Genomic DNA, 18084 nt, shown 5'->3' on the forward strand with positions numbered 1-18084 from the left:
CGGGCGGCGAACCGCGCGACCTGGCCGTGCGGGCGCAGCGCCAGCCGGGCGCCCGCGATCCGCAGCGCCAGCGGCAGGCGGCCGCACAGCTCGGCGATCTCGGCCACGGCCCTCGGCTCGGCCTGCGCGCGGGTCCGGCCGATGACCCGGGCGAGCAATTCGCACGCCGTCACCGACGGGAACGGGCGCAGCTCGATCCGGTGCAGCCCGGACAGGCCGGGCAGCGGACCCCGCGCGGTGACCAGCGCGGCGCAGCCGGGCGCCTGCGGCAGCAGCGGGCGGACCGCCGCCTCCCCCTCGGCGTTGTCCAGCACGACCAGGATCCGCCGCCCCGACAGCAGGTCGAGGTACCGGTCGACGCGCTCCTCCCACGCGTCCGGGACGTCGGCGACGCCCAGCAGCCTCAGCAGCCGGGCCAGCGCCCGCGCCGGGTCGCCGCCGTGCTCGCGCAGGTCCACGTGGACGCAGCCGTCCGGGAAGTCGCCGCCCAGCAGGTGCGCCAGCCGCACCGCGAGCGCGGACTTGCCGACGCCCGGCGCCCCGGAGATCGCGCAGAGGGTCGGGCGGTCGCCCCGGGCGCCCTCACCGAACACCGCGGAGACCCGGGTGATCTCGGCGTCCCGGCCGGTGAAGTCGGCCAGGACGGCGGGCAGCCGCGGGGGCTGCGCGGCGGTGTCGGCGCGCGCCGGTGACACCGTCCGGACGGGCGGGTCGAGCGCCGGGTCCTCGGCGTGGATCGCCCGCTCCAGCGCGCGCAGCCGCGCGCCGAGGTCGAGCCCGGTCTCCTCGCGCAGCAACCGCCCGCCCTGCCGGAACACCTCCAGCGCCTCGGACTGGCGCCCGCACCGGTACAGGGCGATCATGAGCTGCCCGCGCATCCGCTCCCGCAGAGGATGCTGCTCGACCTGCGCCAGGATCTCCCCGACCAGCTCGCCGTGGCACCCCTCGGCGAGTTCGGCCTCGAAGCAGTCCTCCAGGGCGGCCAGCCTGCGCTCCTCCAGGGCGGGCGCGGTGCGCCGGACGAAGTCGTAGGCGGCCCCGCCGAGGGGTTCCCCGTGCCAGAGCGCGAGCGCCTCGCGCAGCAGCGCAGCCGCGTCCGCCGTGCGGCCCGCGGCGGTCGCGGCCCGCGCCAGCTCGGCGCCCCGGGCGAAGACCTCCAGGTCGACCGAGCCGGGCTCGGCGGCGAGCACGTATCCCGAACCCCGCCGGACGATCGTCCCCGTCCCGAGGACGCGGCGCAGGGCCGACACGTGCTGGCGGATCTGCGCGCGGGCGGTCGCGGGGGGCACCGCCCACAGCGAGGAGACGAGCGAATCGTCCGAGACGACCCGGCCCGGTTCCAGCAGCAGCGCCGCCAGCAGCGCCCTGCGCAGCGCCCCGCCGAGGGGCAGCGCGCCGCCCCCGTCGCGCGCCTCCACCGGCCCGAGCAGCGAGAACTCCATTGTCCGCTCCCCGTCTTTCGTCGGCCGGGCCGCGAAGCCGCGTGCCCGGGCGCCCGATGTACAAGATCAATAAAGGCGGCGATAGCCGTCCCGTCAAGAGCCCGGGGCACGATGACGTTGTTCGGGCCGACCGGTTCGGACGCCCTGAGGGAAGGAGGCCACCATGGCCGCCATCAAGACCGCCACCAAGCAGGTCCGCTACGTCACTGGCGCGATGACCGCCGTTTTCTTCGGCGCTTGCAGCGCTTCCTGACGTAACCCTCACCGGGCGTGCGGGGAGGTTCGTCCTCCCCGCACGCCCGACCCCTTTTCCTGGCAGGGGCGACCCCCGCGGAGGCGACGTGCTGGAGACCGGTGTCCGACAGGTCCGGGTGGCGATGGCGATGGTGTTCGGGCGGCGGATGAACCCCCGGCTCGTGGAGCGGCTGGTGGACGACGCCCTCGCCACGCTCCATGAGTTCGGCTCGCCGGGCGAGGACGTGGAGCAGCTCGTGGACGGGCCGTTCAGCGACCCGAACGAACGCCGCGACCTCCAGACGCGCGCGCTGCGGCGCACCGCGCGACGGCTGCGCGACAAGTCGGCGTTCTACCGGGAGCGGTTCGCGGCGGCCGGGGTGGACCCGGCGGAGCTCACCCTCGAGTCGCTGCGCAAGGTCCCGGTGACCCTGAAGGACGACATCGTCACCCGGGGCGCGGACATGATGTGCGCGGACCCCTACCTCAGCACGCAGACCACCGGGACGACCGGCACGCCCACCCGCGTGTGGCTGTCCCGCTACGAGATCGAGCTCTGGCCCGCGCTGATCGCGCTGTCGATGCTGCTGCGCGGCGAGGTGCGGCCGGGCGACTGCATGCAGATCAACCTCAGCTCGCGCGCGACCGCCGCCGTCCAGGAGGACGTGGAGCTGCTCCGGCTCGCGAACGCCTCGGCGCGGCTCGTCGGCCAGGTCCCCCCGGACGAGTCGCTCGACCAGCTGCTGGACCGCACGGGCGCCGTCCCGACCCTGCTCAGCGGCTATCCGAGCTACATCGGGCAGCTCGTCACGGCGGCCCGGCGGCGCGGGCTCGGCCCGGACGACTTCCGACTGCGGTCGCTGTTCGTCGGCGGCGAGGTGCTCTCACCGACCCTGGCGGACGCCGCGCGCGACACGTTCGGCGTCCGCCAGATCAACGACAACTACGGCGTGACCGAGCTGCTCCCGGCGGGCGGCCGGACCTGCGACGGCGGCCACCTGCACCTCGACCTGAACATGGGCTACTCCGAGGTGATCGGCCTCGACTCCGGCGAGCCCGCCGGGGTCGGCGAGCTGGGCACCCTGGTCGTGACGCCGTTCTACCCCTACCGCGAGTGCATGCCCGTGCTGCGCTACGACACCCGCGACGTCGTCCGGGTGCTGCCCGAGGAGCTGGACTGCGAGCTGGCGGGCGTCCCCGCGGTGTCCAAGATCCTCGGCAAGGAGAGCCGGATGCTGCGCACGAGCGCCGGCATCGTCGGGACGCGCGAAGTGGTCGAGACCCTGGACACCCTGCCCGGCATCGAGTGGCCCTCCCGGTTCCGCGCCGGAGTCGCGGACGACGGGCGCCTCCACGTCGTGCTCGCCGCGAGCGGGCAGTCCCCGTCCGACGTGGTGAAGGCGTTCGCCGACCGGGACATCGACGCCACCGCCGAGGTCGTCGAGCTGAGCGACGACGAGGTCCGCCGTTTCTGCCCGCTGCGCTGCGACCTGCGCGAGGAGACCTTCACCCGCGCGCCCGCCCCGAAGGAGACCCCGTGAGCACCGGCCAGCAGATCTACCAGACGGGCGTCACCCTCGCCATCGCGGTGGCCGTCCCCGCGGGCGCGGTGTTCTACTTCCGGCGCGTCCGGGTACCGCGGCCGCCGGTCGGGACGTTCAACGGGCGCGACATCCTGGTCATGATGGGGTTCGTCCTGGCGCTGCCGTTCGTGTACCTGGCGCTGCCCGGCTGGGCGCTCCCGGCGGTGCTGGCGCTGGTGTTCTCCGGCGGCCTGACCGTCGGCTACCAGCCCGTCGTCGACCGGACGCCGGTGCGCTGGGCGATCATCCTGTCGCTGCTCGCCGTCGACCTCGCGGGGCACCAGCTCCTCGGCTCCGACTCCCCCGTGTACTGGATCGCCAACAGCGTGGTCGTCGGGATGATCGTGGTGTCGGCGACGAACCTGAACGTGCAGGGCGGCATGCGGCTTCGGCACATCGCGTGGTTCGTGCTGGCCCTGGCCGTGTACGACCTGACGTTCGCGACCGTGATCCCGCTGACGCAGAAGCTCGCCGAGGCGATCCAGGGCTACCCGTTCGCCCCGTCGGCGGGCCTGCGGGTCGGCGGGTACTCCGCCGTGATCGGCATGGGCGACCTGCTGGCGTACGCGCTGTACTCCACGGCGTCCTACAAGGCGTACGGACGGTCCGGGCTGCGCCTGGCGATCGTGCTGGTCGCGGTGTTCGGGGCGATCCTGCCGACGCTCGCCCCGCCCGTCATCGACGCGGTGACCGGCCACCGTCCCGAGCTCATCCCGGCCCAGGTGCTGTTCGGCCCGGCCGCCTTCGTCGGCTACCTGGCGCTGCGGCGGCGGGGGCCCGAGCGCCGGATGGTGGAACTCCCGCCGCTCCCGGCCGCCCCGGTGCCGGCCGCGGCCTGACGCCCGCCGGCGCCCGCTGGCGCCGGTCAGCGCCCGTCAGTGGGTCCGGGTGAGGTTCAGGCCGCTGTCCGGGTCGAACAGGTGGAGGACGGACGGGTCGAAGGTGAGGACGACGTCCTCGCCCTCGCGGACCGGAGACCTCGGGTCGAGGTGCGCGACCAGCTGGACGTGCGCCCCGCCCGCCCCGTCCTGGAACGCCTCGGCGAGGTGCTCGGACCGAATCGCGCCCGACTCGTCCAGCGCGATGTAGGCGAGCTTCTCCGAGCCGAGCGACTCCAGGATGTCGACGTGGCCGGTGAACGTGTGCTCCCGGGCCTCCGCAGGGCGGTCCCCGGCGAGCCGGGCGTCCGCGAACGCCTCGGGGCGCAGCCCGAGGATGAGGTCGCGCGGCGCGTCGTGCCCGGCGAGGGCGCGGCGCGTCGCCGCCGTGAGCGGGACGTCGCCGATGACCGTGCTCAGGTGGTCGCCGGTGATCCGGGCGGGCAGGAAGTTCATCGACGGCGACCCGATGAACCCCGCGACGAACAGGTTCCGCGGATGGTCGTACAGCTCCTGCGGCGGCCCGATCTGCTGGACGACGCCCCGGCGCATCAGGACGATCCGGTCGCCGAGGGTCATCGCCTCGGTCTGGTCGTGGGTGACGTACACCGTGGTCGTGCCGAGCCGCTTCTGCAACCGCGAGATCATCGTGCGCATCTGGACGCGCAGCTTGGCGTCCAGGTTGGACAGCGGCTCGTCCATCAGGAACGCCTTCGGGTCGCGGACGATCGCGCGTCCCATCGCGACCCGCTGCCGCTGCCCGCCGGACAGGTGCGCGGGCTTGCGGTCGAGCAGCTCCCCCAGGTCGAGCAGCCGGGCGGCCTCCGCGATCCGCCGCCCCGCCTCGGCCTTGCCGGTGCGGGCCAGCCGCAGCGGGAACCCGATGTTCTGCCGGACGGTCATGTGCGGGTACAGCGCGTACGACTGGAACACCATCGCGATGTCGCGGTCGCGGGGCGCGCGCTCGTTGACCCGCGTCCCGTCGATGCGCAGCTCGCCCTCGCTGATGTCCTCCAGCCCGGCGATCATGTTGAGCGTCGTCGACTTCCCGCACCCGGACGGCCCGACCAGGATGATGAACTCGCCGTCGGCGACGGTCAGGTCGACCCGCTCCACCGCGAGGGTGCCGTCCGGGTACCGCTTGGTCACCCCGGCCAGGACGATCTCAGCCACCGCTCACCCCTTCACCGCCCCGGACGTCAGCCCCGACACGATCCGGCGCTGGAACACCAGCACGAACACCACGATCGGGATCGTGATCACCACGGCCGCCGCCGCGATCGACCCGGTCGGGTCCTCGAACTGCGACGACCCGGTGAAGAACGAGATCGTGGCGGGCGCGGTGCGGGCCGCGTCCGACGAGGTCAGCGAGATCGAGAACAGGAAGTCGTTCCAGCACACGATGAACGCCAGGATCGCGGCGGTCACCACGCCGGGCAGCGCCAGCGGCACGATCACCAGCCGGAACGCCTGGAACGGGGTCGCGCCGTCCAGGGTGGCGGCCTTCTCCAGGTCCCACGGGATCTCCCGGAAGAACGTCGAGAGCGTGTAGATGGTCAGCGGCAGCGCGAACGTCACGTACGGCAGGACCAGCCCGGCCCAGGTGTTGAACAGCCCGAGCCGCCGCTCGATCTGGAACAGCGGCGTGACCAGCGAGATCTGCGGGAACATCGCGATCAGCAGGGACAGCCCGAGCACCGCGTTCCGGCCGGGGAACCTCAGCCGGGCCACCGCGTAGGCGGCCATCGTGCCGAGCGCGATCGCGACCGCCGTGGAGATCAGGCCGATCCCGATCGAGTTCAGCAGGCCGCGCACGAAGTCGTCGTTCTGGAAGATGCCGGTGTAGTTCGCCCACGTCCACCGGGTCGGCCAGAACGTCCCCTCGGCGACGGTGGACGGGTCCTTGAACGACAGCGACGCGATCCACAGGACCGGGACCAGCGCGTACACCAGGACGAGCAGGTCCAGGAAGGCCCATCTGGCGCGCGCGTGCCCGCCCATCAGCGCCCCCGGTCCTGCCCCGGCGCGGACGCGCCGAACACCTTGACGAACACCAGCGGCACCACGGCCACGCCGAGGAAGACCAGCACCGACATGGTCGAGCCGATGCCGAGGTTCAGCCCGGAGATCAGGTTGTGGTAGGCGATGATCGACACCGACGAGGTGCGCTGGGCGCCGTTGGTCAGCACGTAGATGTCGTCGAAGATCCGCACCGCGTCCAGGATCCGGAACAGCAGCGCGGCGGAGATCGTCGGCGCCATCAGCGGCAGGACGACCAGCCGGAACCGCTGCCACGCGGACGCGCCGTCCATCGCGGCGGCCTTCAGCGTGTCCTCGGGGACGAGTGCGAGACCGGCCATGAGCAGCAGCGACATGAACGGCGTGGTCTTCCAGACCTCCGCGACGACGATGATCCCGAGGGCGGGCCAGCGCTCGGTCAGCGGCGCGCTGCCGGAGGGCAGGAACCCGGCGAGCCATCCGGTGCCGGGCGTCCAGGCGTACTTCCAGCCGTAGGCGGCGGCGACCGTCACGATGCCGTACGGGATCAGCACCGCCGCGCGGACCAGGCCGCGCGCGACGAGCGTCCGGTACATCACCAGCGCGATCGCCATCCCGAGGACGAGCTCGATCGCGACGCTGACCACCGTGACCAGGGCCGTCACCCCGACCGCGTCCCACCAGAACACGCTGGTCAGGACCGTCGCGTAGTTCTCCGGCCCGATCCACGCCCGCCGGTGCGGGAAGCGCAGATCGTAGCGCTGGAGCGACAGCAGCACCGAGTAGGCGACCGGCCATCCGGTCACCAGCAGCATCACCAGCCCGGCGGGCGCGCACAGCCACCATCCGAGCCGCCGCTCGTCCCGGCCCGCCCCCCTCCCGGCCCGGCCGGTCACGGTGCGGGCGGTCAAGGCAGCACCCCCTTGCTCTCCAGCGCGTCCCCGATGAGCGAACGCAGCGTGCGCAGCGTCCGGGGCGGGTCGACGGAGCGGGGCGGCGACAGCGTCACGGCCGTCACCGTCGAGACGTTCTGGTAGGTCGGGGTCTTCGGACGCGGCGCGGCGGTGCGCAGCGCGTCCATGATCGCCTGCCGCATCGGGTACGCCTCCGCCATCCCCGGCGCGTCGTACACGGCCCCGGTCGCGGGCGGCAGGCCGTCCTCGACGGCGGCGACGCGCTGGCTCTCCGGGTCGCGCAGGCACAGCGCCGCGCGGAACGCGGCCCGCGGATGCCGCGAGTACCGGCTGACCGCGAAGTTCGCGCCGCCGAGCGGCGACCGCCCGGTGCCGGTGAGGCCCGGGTACGGCGCCCAGCGGAAGCGCGCCGCCAGCTCCGGGCGGTTCGCCGCCATCGACGCGAACACGAACGGCCAGTTGATCTCGTAGGCGGCGCGTCCGGCCTCGACCGCGAGCCGCGCGTCGTCCTCCCGCGTGTTGGACAGGGACGGGTCGGCGGCCCTGGACCGGGCGAACGCGCGCATCACCCGCAGTCCCGCCAGGGCGGGAGCGCCGAGCGCGACGTGCTCGCCGTCCGGCGTCAGGACGCTCCCGCCCGCCGACGCGACCAGGCTGTTGAACCAGACCACCAGGCCCTCGTACTGCGCGCCGGTGACCTCTCCGTACGCGGGCCTGCCCGCCCGCGCCAGGCGCGCGGACTCGGCCATCAGCCCCGCCCACGTGCGCGGCGGGCTGGGGATCAGGTCCGACCGGTACCAGAGCAGCTGGACGTTGGTGGTGTACGGCGCGGCGTAGAGCCGTCCGTGCCAGAGCGCGGTGCCGAGCGGCGCCGCGAGGACGCCCCGGCGGGCGCTCGCCGCGTCCGCGCCGGTCCACTCGCGGATCCATCCCGCCTCGGCGAGCTCCGCCGTCCAGGTGACGTCGAGGCCGAGCACGTCCAGGCCGGCGTCCCCGGCAGCGAGCCGCCGGACGAGCTGCTCGCGCTGGTCGTCCGCGCCGCGCGGGAGCGTGTTCAGCCGGATCCGGTACGCGCCGTCCGCGATCCGGTTGCACCGCTGGACGATCCGCGCCAGGTGCTGCTGCGGCGCGTTGTACAGATCCACGGCCGGCGCCCCGGACGCCCCGGACCCGCACCCCGCCAGCACCCCGCACAGCAGCACCCCGCAGAGCGGCGGCGCGAGCTTGGCGACGCCCACCCCGCGAGCCCCACGCGCCCTGTGAACCCCCTGTGTCCCACGGGTCCCGGGGCCCGGCGTCGCCGGCCCGGTCCGCATCAGACGGGTGTGGCGACCGTGTGGCCGAGGTCGATGGCGGCGCCGGTGCGGGGGTCCAGGAAGCCCAGCCGGATCAGGTCGTCCCCGGCGACGGCGTGCACCGCCCACTGGCCGAGGACGCGCGCCTTCGCCCGGAACCCGGGCAGGGTGGACAGGTGGTAGCCGCGCGTGAGGGCCTGCGCCACCGGCCCGGTGAGGTCCACCCCGAGCGGACGCGCGACGGCCTGCGCCCCGCCGAGGTCCACGACCAGGCCGAGGTCGCGGTGCGCGTACAGCCTGACCTCCCGGCGGCCGCGCAGCCCCGACGCGATGTTGGCGGCGGCGACCCGCGCCTGCCGGGTGGCGTGCTGGGCGGTCGGCGGGCACACCGCGCCGCCGCCCTTCACCAGGTCCGGGACGGCGGCGGCGTCGCCGAGCGCGACCACCTCGGGGAAGCCCGCCAGGCGCAGGTCCGCGCCGACGACCAGGCGCCCCTTCTCGGTGGGCGCGTCCAGGGTGGCGACGACCGGCGCGGGCTTCACCCCGGCCGTCCAGATCAGGGTGCGGCACGGCAGCAGGCGGCCGTCGGTGAGCAGCGCGGTGTCGGCGGACAGGCGCTGGACGCTGACCCCGAGCCGGACGTCCACGCCGCGCCGCCGCAGCGTCCGCATCGCCACCTCGCCGAGCCGCTCGCCCAGTTCGGGCAGCAGCTGGGGCGCGATGTCCAGCAGCGTCCAGGACAGCATGGCCGGGTCGATCCGCGGGAAGCGGCCGAGCGCCTTGTAAGTGAGCAGTTGCAGGTTCGCGGTGGTCTCGACGCCGGAGTAGCCGCCGCCGACCACGATGAAGCCCAGCCGTTTGGCGCGTTCGTCGGCGTCGTGGGTCGCCGCCGCCAGCTCCAGCTGCGCGATCACGTGGTCGCGCAGGTAGACGGCCTCGGCGAGGTTCTTCATCCCGTGCCCGTACTCCTTCAGGCCGGGGACGTCGAAGGTGCGGGTGACACTGCCCGGGCACAGCACGAGCCGGTCGTAGCGCAGCGTCGTCCGCTCGCCGTCGATCTTGTTGACGGTGACCGTCCGGTCGTGCAGGTCCACGCCGAGCGCGATGCCCGGGACGATCCGGGTGCGGCGCAGCAGCTTGTGCAGCGGCCCGGCGATCGCCCGCGGGTCCAGCGTCCCGGACGCGACCTCGGGCAGCAGCGGCTGGTAGAGCGTGTACCCGAACGGCGCGACGAGCGAGATCGCCGCCTCGGTCGGGCGGAGCGTCCGCTCCAGGCGGCGCGCGGTGCCGTACCCGGCGAACCCGCCGCCCACGATGACGATGCGGGGAACGGTCACGACGACTCCCTTCGGCCCATGGCCGGCCGCGTCGGCCCGTGATCGGCGTCGGCCCGTGATCGGCGTCGGCCCGTGATCAGCGTCGGCCCGGCGGTCGGCGTCGGCCATGGTCAGCCGCGGCCCGCACATTCGGACGCTCTGCGACTGATCACCCACTCTAAGTGAGTATTTCGGACGGGCCCGGCACCGGGGGCACCGCAGGACGTTCCCGGATCAGCGACATGTGTCGTAGCCGATTCGCCAGGCTTTGCCCTTAAGGGGTTTTCCACGCGCATCGGGCGTGCGACGTTGGGCACGAGCCCCTCACCGCCAACCCTGCACCGAACCCCCGGAGCGTGTGAGATGCGTATTCGCGACATCCTGCGAAGGAAGGGAAGCACGGTGGCCACGATCCGGCCGGACGCCACCGTGCGCGAGCTGCTGGCCGTCCTCGCCGAGCACAACATCGGCGCGGTCGTCGTGTCGCCGGACGGCGCGGCCATCACCGGAATCGCCTCCGAGCGCGACATCGTGCGCCGCCTGCACGAGCACGGCGCGCCCCTGCTCGACCGCCCGGTCGCGGCGATCATGACCGGGCGGGTGCGCACCGTCGCGCCCGACACCGACGTCGAGGACCTGCGGACGACCATGACCGAGCACCGGATCCGGCACATCCCCGTCCTGGAGGACGGCCGGCTCGCCGGGATCGTCAGCATCGGCGACGTGGTCAAGAGCTCGATCGACGAACTGGAGAGCGAGCGCGAGCACCTGGTCGGCTACATCCGGCGCACAGGGTCCTGACCCGCGCCCCGCCGTCCGGCCGCGCCCCGCCCTAGACCAAGACGCGAAGGGGGCGGGCGGCCGGGGCGTCCCGCAGGTCCTCGCGGGCCAGGGCGAGGCGCCCGACGGCCTCCCGCAGCGTCGCGGGAGGCAGGACGAACGGCAGCCTCAGCCGGTCCTCCAGGACGCCGTCCGCGCCGAACACCGGACCGGCGACGACCCGGACACCGCGCCGGGCCGCGGCCTCGGCGAGCCGCGCCGCGACCGGTCCGCCGACCCCCACCCACAGCGACATGCCGCCCGGCGGCACCCGGAACGTCCAGTCGGGGAGCCGCTCGTGCAGGGCGGCGACCAGGGCGTCCCGGCCCTCGGCCAGCGCGGCGACCCGCTCTGCGCGCACCTCGTCCGCGCGCAGCAGCAGCTCCCGGACGATGAGCTGGTCCAGGACCGGGCTCGCCATGTCCATCGACTCGCGGGCGATCGCGATCCGCCGGGCGACGGGCGCGCTGGCCCGGATCCAGCCGATCCGCAGCCCGCCCCACATCACCTTGGACACCGAGCCGACGCTGATCACCCGGCCGTCCCGGTCGTAGGCGGACACCGGCAGCGGCACGGGCACCGCCGGGTCGAGCGCGAGGCCCGCGAACGTCTCGTCCACCACCAGCAGCGCGTCGGCCGCGCGGGCGGCGGCCACCAGCCCGGCGCGGTCGTCGTCGCCCATCAAGTGGCCGGTCGGGTTCTGGAAGTCGGGGATCAGGTAGCCGAGCCGGACGGCGGCCTGCCGCATCGCCCCGCCGAGCAGGTCGACGTCCCAGCCCGCCCCCACCCCCACCGGGACGAGCCGGGCGCCCCGGCGGCGCAGCGCGTCCAGCGCGTTCGGGTAGGTGGGCCGCTCGACCAGGACGCCGTCCCCCGGCGTCAGGAACATCTCGAGCAGCATGCCGAACGCGTGCTGCGCGCCGCTCGTCACGATGATCTGGTCGGCGTGCGTCGGGACGCCGCGCTCCGCGTACCCGGCGGCGATCACCTCGCGCAGCTCGGGCAGCCCGGCGGGGTCGTAGCCGGGGCCGCCGTAGTACCGGGGCAGCGCGGCGACCGCGGCCTCCACCGACTCATGGAAGACCGCCGGGACGGCCGGCGCCGCGCAGCCGAGGTCGATGAACCCCGCCCCCGACTCGGGCGCGTGGACCATCCCGAAGCGCGGCACGACCGTCCCGGACGCGGCGGGCGGTGACACGGCCGATCCGCCGGTCGGGAGGATCGTCCAGCTGCCCGCGCCCTGGCGGCTCTCGACATAGCCCTCGGAGCGCAGCCGGTCGTAGGCGGCCGTCACGGTCGTGCGGCTGACGCCGAGCGCCGAGGCCAGGTCGCGTTCGGCGGGCAGCCGGGTGCGCAGCGCGAGCCGCCCGTCCTGGACCAGGCCGCGCACCGCGCGGGCGAGCCCCGCGTACAGCGGCCGTTCGCGCGGCACCTCGCCCAGCAGCCGGGCCAGTTGCAGTCCACTCACGTACGGCATACCGGTCATAAAGGCCACTTTTCCACATTGGCCCTGTATTCACCAGACCACTTGCCCGAGGATTGGCAAACATGAACGGACCGGCCTTGACGCTTCGCCGACTCACCCAGCTCTACGTCGGGCTGGCCCTCTACGGTTTCGGCATCTCCCTCCAGGTGGCCTCGGGCCTCGGCAACGACCCGTGGGACGTGTTCCACCAGGGCCTCTCACGCAGGTTCGGGCTGTCCCTCGGCACCTGGATCATCATCGCCGGGGCCGTGGTCATGCTGGCCTGGATCCCGCTGCGGCAGCGGCCCGGCCTCGGCACGATCAGCAACGTCCTGCTGGTCGGCGCGTTCGCCGACCTCGGCCTCTGGATGTTCCCCCACCCCGACGGCACGGCCCTGCGCTGGACGTACCTGATCGCCGCGATCCTCGTCGGCGGGTTCGCCACCGGCTGCTACATCGGCGCGGGCCACGGCCCCGGCCCCCGCGACGGCCTCATGACCGGCCTCGCCGCCCGGGGCGTCCCGATCCGCGTGGCCCGCACCGGGATCGAGCTCTCGGTCCTGCTGGTCGGCTGGCTGCTCGGCGGCACCGTCGGCGTCGGGACCGTCCTGTACGCCGTCCTCATCGGCCCGATCTGCCACTGGACGGTCCCCGCCCTCGCGATCAAGATCCCCGGCCGCGACGAGCCCGCCGCCGAACCGGCCCCCGAGCCCGCCCCGGAGCCCAGCACCGTCTGACCCGTCCACGACCGGCCCGGGGCCCCGCGAGGGCCACCGGGCCGTCCGCCTGCCCGAGCGGACGGCGTCCCGAGCGGACAGTGTCTAGAGCGGTTCGGCGCGCTCGCTGCGGGACGCGCCGACGATGACCGCCGCGAACGCCTCGGGCAGCACGGCCGTGCCGTCCTGGTACCGCAGGTCGAGCCGGGACATCGCGCCGGCCCGCCACCAGTACACGTGCGGGCTGAGCGAGCCCGGCCCCTCCTCGTAGGCGTTCCGGGCGTGCGAGTGCAGCTCGTGCGCGGCGGTCGCGGCGGCCCGGTACCGGACGCGGGGCGACGGGTCCGACGACCGCAGCGGGTGGACGATCACCAGGCTGCGGTTCGGGACGGTCACCAGCGCGCCGTGCGCGCCGATCTGCAGGTACTCCTCAAGCCACGCCAGGTGCGTCGCGGTGTAGGCCGTCCAGCCGGACAGCACCGCCACCCGCACCTGGCCGAGGTCGTGCTCGTCCACGCGGAGCGGTCCGTCGTCGCGGACGTTGGCCCGGCCCAGCATGAACAGCGCGTCGGCGGAGACGGGCCAGCCGGCCGCCTCGTGGCCGGTGACCGTCCGGACGGCGGTCGGGGTGTCCACGACCACGGCCTCGATCAGGCCCTCCGCGAACGGCCGGGCGGCCAGGCCGCCGATGTCGGCCGCGCTCTGGTACAGCCGGGTGCGCAGGAGGTGCCGGGCCAGGTCGAAGTCCCACAGGTCGAGCGGCTCCTCCAGCGCCGTGGTGAGCGTGGTGATGTGGTCCGAGACCAGCGCGGGCCAGTCGTCGCGCGGGATCAGCCGCGCGATCTGCCGCAGGTCCCGCATGCCGACGTGCAGCCGGGTCGGGCCCTCCAGCAGCATCACCTCGCCGGACACCGCCCGGCAGGAGTAGCCGAGGCTCTCGGCGACCAGGACCACCAGCGAGTCGAGCGTGCCGTCGGCCGAGGGGTCGGGCAGGGCGGGCCGTCCGGTCATCGGTGACCTCCGAGGAGGTGGCGGGCGCCGGTGTCCAGGACGGCCGGCGCTCCGAGTTCGAGGGTGAGCTGGCGCGGCCCGTGCCCGGCGGGCAGGCCCGCCAGCACCGGCACGCCCAGCGGGGCGAGGCGGCCCGCGAGCGCGGCCTCCGCCTCGGCGGGGTCGCCGCAGTCGTGGAAGGAGCCGAGCGCGATCCCGGCCGCGCCGTCCAGCCAGCCCGACTGGAGCAGCTGGGTGAGCATCCGGTCGATCCGGTACGGCTCCTCGGTGACGTCCTCCAGGAAGACGATCTTCCCGGCGGCCGGGGGCGGGGCGTGGGGGGTGCCGAGCAGCGCGGTCAGCAGCGACAGCGTGCCGCCGGTCAGCGGTCCCTCGGCGCGGCCCTCCCTGATCACCGAGGTCCCGGCCGCTTCGATCGTTCCACTCCCGAACAGCGCGGCGCGCAGGCCCGCCACGGCGCCCTCGCCGTCCTCGTCCGGCCCGGGGCCCGCCATGATCTGGGACGCCACCATCGGCCCGAAGGACGTCGTGACGCCCAGCCGCGCGCCGAACACGGCGTGCAGCGCGGTGATGTCGCTGGAGCCGTGCAGGATCTTCGGCTCCGGACCGGTCGCCGCGGCGAGCGCGGCCCAGTCGAGGTGGTCCAGCAGGCGTGTCGCGCCGTAGCCGCCCCGCGCGCACAGGACGGCCCGCACGGACGGGTCGCACCAGGCGGCGGTGAGGTCGGCGGCGCGGGCGGCGTCGGTCCCGGCGAGCCGGTACCAGTCGTCCCGGACCGCCCGGCCCTCGCTCAGGTTGGCCTCGTCAAGGGCGTGCCCGCCCACCGTGACGTCCAGCCCCAGGCCGCGCAGGAGCTCGCACCCGGCCTTCAGGCGGCCCGGATCCACCCGGCCGCTGGGCGCGATGACCGCCACCCGGTCGCCGGAACGCAGCCTCGCATGCCTGCGGGGCCGGGAGCCGGGCGGACCGTCACGGCCGTCCCGCTCCGTCTCGTGAGCGCCCCCGCTGCTCAACCCGTTCCCTCCTCGCACCGCGATCCCTAGAGCTTGTCAGCAGATGTCGTCCGATGGAAGGGGCGTCTGGTCACGACGTGCCAACGGTTCGTGACCGTGCCCCGGTACCGTTCCTCAGCCCGCCGGGCCGCCCGTGACGGCCGCGACCAGGAGGGGCAGGGCCTCCCCGATGGGGTCGCGGACGACCGCGTCCGCCAGGGGGTCGTACGGGGTCGGCTCGGCGTTCATGATCACCAGTCGGGCGCCGTGGTCGGCCGCCTCCCCGCACAGCCCGGCGGCCGGGTGGACGGTCAGCGAGGTGCCCACGGCCAGCAGCAGGTCACAGGAGCGCGCGGCGGCGACCGAGGCGTCCAGGACGTCCTCGCGGAGCGCCTGGCCGAACGAGATCGTCGCGGACTTCTGGATGCCGCCGCACTCGGGGCACGGCGGGTCCTCCTCGCCGGCCTCGACCCGGGCCAGCACCTCCGGCATCGGGGTGCGCAGGCCGCAGGACAGGCACTCGGCCTCCAGCATGGTGCCGTGGATCTCCAGCACCAGCGCCGGGTCGGACCCGGCCCGCTGGTGCAGGCCGTCGATGTTCTGGGTGACCAGGCCGTGCAGCCGCCCGGCGCGCTCCAGCTCGACCAGGGCCGCGTGCCCGGCGTTGGGACGGGCGTCCCACCCGGGGTGGGCGAGCCGGCTCCGCCAGGCGCGGCGGCGCACCTCGGGGTCGGAGATGTAGGCCCCGATGGTGGACATCGCGGCGGCGGCCGGATCCTTGGTCCACACGCCCTGCGGGCCCCGGAAATCCGGGATCCCGCTGTCGGTGCTGATCCCGGCCCCGGTGAGCACGGTGATCCGCCGGGCCGCGGCCATCAGCGCCCCGGCGCGCTCCACGTCGCCCGGACCGGGCCCGGGGGGTGCTGCTGCCATGCCCCCAGCCTAGGGCCGGAGCGCCCCGGTTCCGACCGTCTCGCCCGTCCGGCCCGGTCCGCCGGGATTCCCGCGACCCGGCGAAACACGCGGCGCGGGCTCGGGCGTGGCGGACCGGAGTGGGCCCGCGTAATGAGAAACTGTGGCCTCGTATGAGGTCGACGCCGCACATCCTGGTGATCAACGGGACCAAGGTCCGCCGTCCCGTGTTCATCCTGGGATCCCCCCACTCCGGCGCGGACGTGCTCGCCCGCGCCGTCAAGCGGTCCGCCGGGTTCCACCTGACGGCGGGACGCCCGAACGTGCTGCGCCTGGTCTACGCCTACGCCCGGCGCCCGTCCATCGCGACGGGACGCGGGGTCGGGGCCGCCCGGGTGCTGCGCGACGCCTACGCCGAGAGCTGGCAGATCACGCCCGGCGGCTGCCTGTCCTGCCCCGGCGAGTGCCGGTCGCTGGCGGGCCTGCCGCCCGTCCCGGGCCGGGCCACCGGCCGGTTCCGCCCGGACGCCGGGCGCCCGGACGAGGAGCCGTGCGTCGAGCCGCGCGGCGTGGAGCGGTTCGCCGACGCCACCCCCGACCTGCTGTACAGCGCCGACGTGCTGCTGGACGCCTTCCCCGACGCCCAGCTCGTCCAGGTGATCAGGGACGGCCGGGACGTGGTCGCCGAGATGCTCGCCGACGCCGCCTGCCTGGGCTGGTTCCGGCCCGGCCTGTCCAACCTGGACGAGGTGTTCCCCAACCCGTTCCTCGGCGTCGAGGAGGAGGGTGAGCGCCGCCGCTGGCCCACCGCGGCCCTGGCCGTGAAGTGCGCGCTGCGCTGGCGCGGCTCGGTGCGCCTGTCGGCGAGGCTGCGCGCCCAGACCCCCGAGGACCAGCTGCACACCGTCCGGTTCGAGGACCTGGCGGCCGACCCCCGGCGGGCGGCCAAGGCCGTCTCGGAGTTCCTGGGGGCACCGCTGTCGCAGGGTGTGATGGCCGGGCTCGTCCGGTCCGGGGCCCCGGCCGACCCCGCCGACCCGGACCGCCGGGTCGGGATCTGGCGCGACCGCCTCACGCCGCGCCAGGTCGTCCAGGTCGAGCGGATCGCGGGCCACGAGCTGCACCGCCTCGGCTACCGCCTCAGCGACTGATCCCGCGGGGCGCCGCGCCGCCCGCCGGGCGAGGCGGGCGGGCTCAGCGGGCCGCGGGGCGCTTCCCGGGGGGACGGCGCAGCTCGGGGCCGAGCCAGCCGATCGCCACGCCCGCCGCGCCGAGCCCCACCAGCAGCACGGTGTAGCGGCCGGTGCCGGTGCGGACGAACCGGTCCGGACGGATCTCCACGCGCATGATCATCTCCTCGGACCTCGCGGTTCCGGCGTCCGTCGTGACGCGCGTCCGTCATGACGGACGGACAGTGTGACGCAGGACATCGTGACGCATGGACATCGTGACGCGGGGACGTGGCCGCCGGGTGGCCGCTCCGGCGCGCCGGAGGGAAGACCCAGGAAACCGCATCGAAGCCCACGACGTCCGACATTCCGGAAAACCCGGGACGATCGATCACGACCGGGATCACCTGCGGATCCCCGCCGGGACCGTCCCGGGCCCCTTCCGGACGCGCGCCGGGCCCAGGGCGGACCCGGGCGCGGCTCGCTCCGGCTCACTTCAGCCAGCGCGCCCGCTTGTCCTTCGCCGTGGTGCGGCACGTGTACGCCACGCCCTGGGCGGTCTTGCCCTTCGCGCCCTGCGGCCCGCAGAACGCCCCGGGACGGATCGCCCCGGGAACGGTCACCGAGCCCGCCTTCGCCGGGGCCCAGCGGGCCTTCTCACCGTCGCCCGGCTTCGTGCAGGTCACCCCCTTGCCCTCCGTGGTCTGGCTGATCGCGCCCACGTCCGAGCAGAGGGTGCCGATCTGGACGCTCCCGGTCGTGGCGGGCGCCAGGCCCGCCGGCGCGGTCACCCAGCGCGGCTGCTTGTCGCCCTTCTTCATGTCGCACATCGCGGCCTTGCCGTCGGACGTGCGGGCGACCACCCCGATGTTGGAGCAGACCCTCCCCGCCTTCACCGACGCCTGCTGCGCGGCCACCGTGGCCATCGGCCTCGCCGGCTGGGACGTGGACTTCGCCGTCCCCCCGGGAAGCGCCCCGTCCGCGCCGGACTTCGCCGCGTTCTTACCGCTCGAGCCGCAGGCCGCGCCCGCGAAGGCCACGGCCGCCAGCGTCAGCACGGCCCCGGCCGTACGCATCCTCGTCATCGCGTGCCACCCCCGTTTGTCTGTCGCGTTGACAGACCTCACCTTACGGAAAGTGAGCACTCGAACACGGTATTGATGCTTCGTGGCCGGTCGGCGGCGTGAACGGACGCCGAGCCGGATGACGGTGCGGATGCTCCTATGGATGTCAAGCGGCGAGTTCAAGATCGTTTGATGTGATGAGTTGGTAGAGCTCGCGGGCGATGTAGCGTTTGAGGCAGCGGATGATCTCCTTTTTGGTCATGCCTTGTTGGGTGC

Annotated in this window: 17 protein-coding genes; 5 read left to right on the forward strand and 12 right to left on the reverse strand. The window is 74.4% G+C overall.

Translation table 11 applies throughout. The features are described from left to right. A partial coding sequence (locus EBO15_RS38285; protein ID WP_147481849.1) for an AfsR/SARP family transcriptional regulator occupies positions 1–1442 on the reverse strand: 1442 nt, incomplete at its 3' end. A gap of 341 nt (positions 1443–1783) precedes the next feature. Here EBO15_RS38285 and EBO15_RS38290 point away from each other — a divergent pair. Further along, a complete protein-coding gene (locus EBO15_RS38290) occupies positions 1784–3217 on the forward strand; it encodes a phenylacetate--CoA ligase family protein (protein ID WP_122199371.1) in 1434 nt (477 codons plus the stop codon). Further along, on the forward strand, positions 3214–4098 hold the full coding sequence (locus tag EBO15_RS38295; protein ID WP_122199372.1) for a hypothetical protein: 885 nt from the start codon (positions 3214–3216) through the stop codon (positions 4096–4098). The genes EBO15_RS38290 and EBO15_RS38295 overlap by 4 nt, the downstream gene beginning before the upstream one ends. Positions 4099–4134: 36 nt before the next feature. Here the strand turns inward: EBO15_RS38295 and EBO15_RS38300 are convergent, their stop codons facing one another. From EBO15_RS38300 to EBO15_RS38320, 5 genes are all read right to left on the reverse strand, one after another. Then, positions 4135–5310: an ABC transporter ATP-binding protein gene (locus EBO15_RS38300; protein ID WP_122199373.1), complete on the reverse strand. Its 1176-nt coding sequence runs from the start codon at positions 5308–5310 to the stop codon at positions 4135–4137. Positions 5311–5313: 3 nt separating this feature from the next. Further along, positions 5314–6138: a carbohydrate ABC transporter permease gene (locus EBO15_RS38305; protein WP_122199374.1), complete on the reverse strand. Its 825-nt coding sequence runs from the start codon at positions 6136–6138 to the stop codon at positions 5314–5316. Continuing rightward, positions 6138–7046 carry a carbohydrate ABC transporter permease gene (locus tag EBO15_RS38310; RefSeq protein WP_325051976.1) on the reverse strand — a complete coding sequence of 303 codons (909 nt, stop codon included), beginning with the start codon at positions 7044–7046 and terminating at the stop codon, positions 6138–6140. The genes EBO15_RS38305 and EBO15_RS38310 overlap by 1 nt, the downstream gene beginning before the upstream one ends. Then, positions 7043–8287 (reverse strand): ABC transporter substrate-binding protein, encoded by a 1245-nt coding sequence (locus EBO15_RS38315; RefSeq protein ID WP_233616747.1) that lies wholly within the window; start codon positions 8285–8287, stop codon positions 7043–7045. The genes EBO15_RS38310 and EBO15_RS38315 overlap by 4 nt, the downstream gene beginning before the upstream one ends. A 77-nt stretch (positions 8288–8364) precedes the next feature. After that, positions 8365–9681 carry an NAD(P)/FAD-dependent oxidoreductase gene (locus tag EBO15_RS38320; RefSeq protein WP_122199386.1) on the reverse strand — a complete coding sequence of 439 codons (1317 nt, stop codon included), beginning with the start codon at positions 9679–9681 and terminating at the stop codon, positions 8365–8367. Positions 9682–10023: 342 nt separating this feature from the next. Between EBO15_RS38320 and EBO15_RS38325 the strand changes: the two genes are divergently transcribed. Beyond that, positions 10024–10461 carry a CBS domain-containing protein gene (locus tag EBO15_RS38325; RefSeq protein WP_122199376.1) on the forward strand — a complete coding sequence of 146 codons (438 nt, stop codon included), beginning with the start codon at positions 10024–10026 and terminating at the stop codon, positions 10459–10461. A gap of 31 nt (positions 10462–10492) precedes the next feature. Here EBO15_RS38325 and yczR read toward each other — a convergent pair whose 3' ends face one another. Then, positions 10493–11965, reverse strand: a complete 1473-nt coding sequence (gene yczR / locus EBO15_RS38330) for a MocR-like transcription factor YczR (protein WP_122199377.1) — start codon at positions 11963–11965, stop codon at positions 10493–10495. Positions 11966–12027: 62 nt separating this feature from the next. Here yczR and yczE point away from each other — a divergent pair, with 62 nt between their 5' ends. Then, on the forward strand, positions 12028–12681 hold the full coding sequence (gene yczE, locus EBO15_RS38335; RefSeq protein ID WP_122199378.1) for a membrane protein YczE: 654 nt from the start codon (positions 12028–12030) through the stop codon (positions 12679–12681). 84 nt (positions 12682–12765) lie between these two features. Here the strand turns inward: yczE and EBO15_RS38340 are convergent, their stop codons facing one another. From EBO15_RS38340 to EBO15_RS38350, 3 genes are all read right to left on the reverse strand, one after another. Beyond that, positions 12766–13671 carry a hypothetical protein gene (locus tag EBO15_RS38340; RefSeq protein ID WP_122199379.1) on the reverse strand — a complete coding sequence of 302 codons (906 nt, stop codon included), beginning with the start codon at positions 13669–13671 and terminating at the stop codon, positions 12766–12768. Next, entirely contained in the window at positions 13668–14684 is a 1017-nt protein-coding gene (locus tag EBO15_RS38345; protein ID WP_122199380.1) for a S66 peptidase family protein, read from the reverse strand. The genes EBO15_RS38340 and EBO15_RS38345 overlap by 4 nt, the downstream gene beginning before the upstream one ends. 114 nt (positions 14685–14798) lie before the next feature. Then, positions 14799–15596, reverse strand: a complete 798-nt coding sequence (locus EBO15_RS38350; protein ID WP_122199381.1) for an SIR2 family NAD-dependent protein deacylase — start codon at positions 15594–15596, stop codon at positions 14799–14801. 152 nt (positions 15597–15748) lie between these two features. On the opposite strand from EBO15_RS38350, the gene EBO15_RS38355 reads away from it, so the two are divergent. After that, entirely contained in the window at positions 15749–16726 is a 978-nt protein-coding gene (locus tag EBO15_RS38355) for a sulfotransferase (RefSeq protein ID WP_122199382.1), read from the forward strand. Between the two features lie 43 nt (positions 16727–16769). On the opposite strand, the gene EBO15_RS44705 is transcribed toward EBO15_RS38355, so the two are convergent. Further along, on the reverse strand, positions 16770–16922 hold the full coding sequence (locus tag EBO15_RS44705; protein WP_158628473.1) for a hypothetical protein: 153 nt from the start codon (positions 16920–16922) through the stop codon (positions 16770–16772). Positions 16923–17235: 313 nt separating this feature from the next. Further along, positions 17236–17829 carry a hypothetical protein gene (locus EBO15_RS43910; RefSeq protein ID WP_147481850.1) on the reverse strand — a complete coding sequence of 198 codons (594 nt, stop codon included), beginning with the start codon at positions 17827–17829 and terminating at the stop codon, positions 17236–17238. Positions 17830–18084: the final 255 nt, after the last annotated feature.

Source organism: Actinomadura harenae (assembly GCF_003696215.1).
GTDB lineage: Bacteria > Actinomycetota > Actinomycetes > Streptosporangiales > Streptosporangiaceae > Spirillospora > Spirillospora harenae.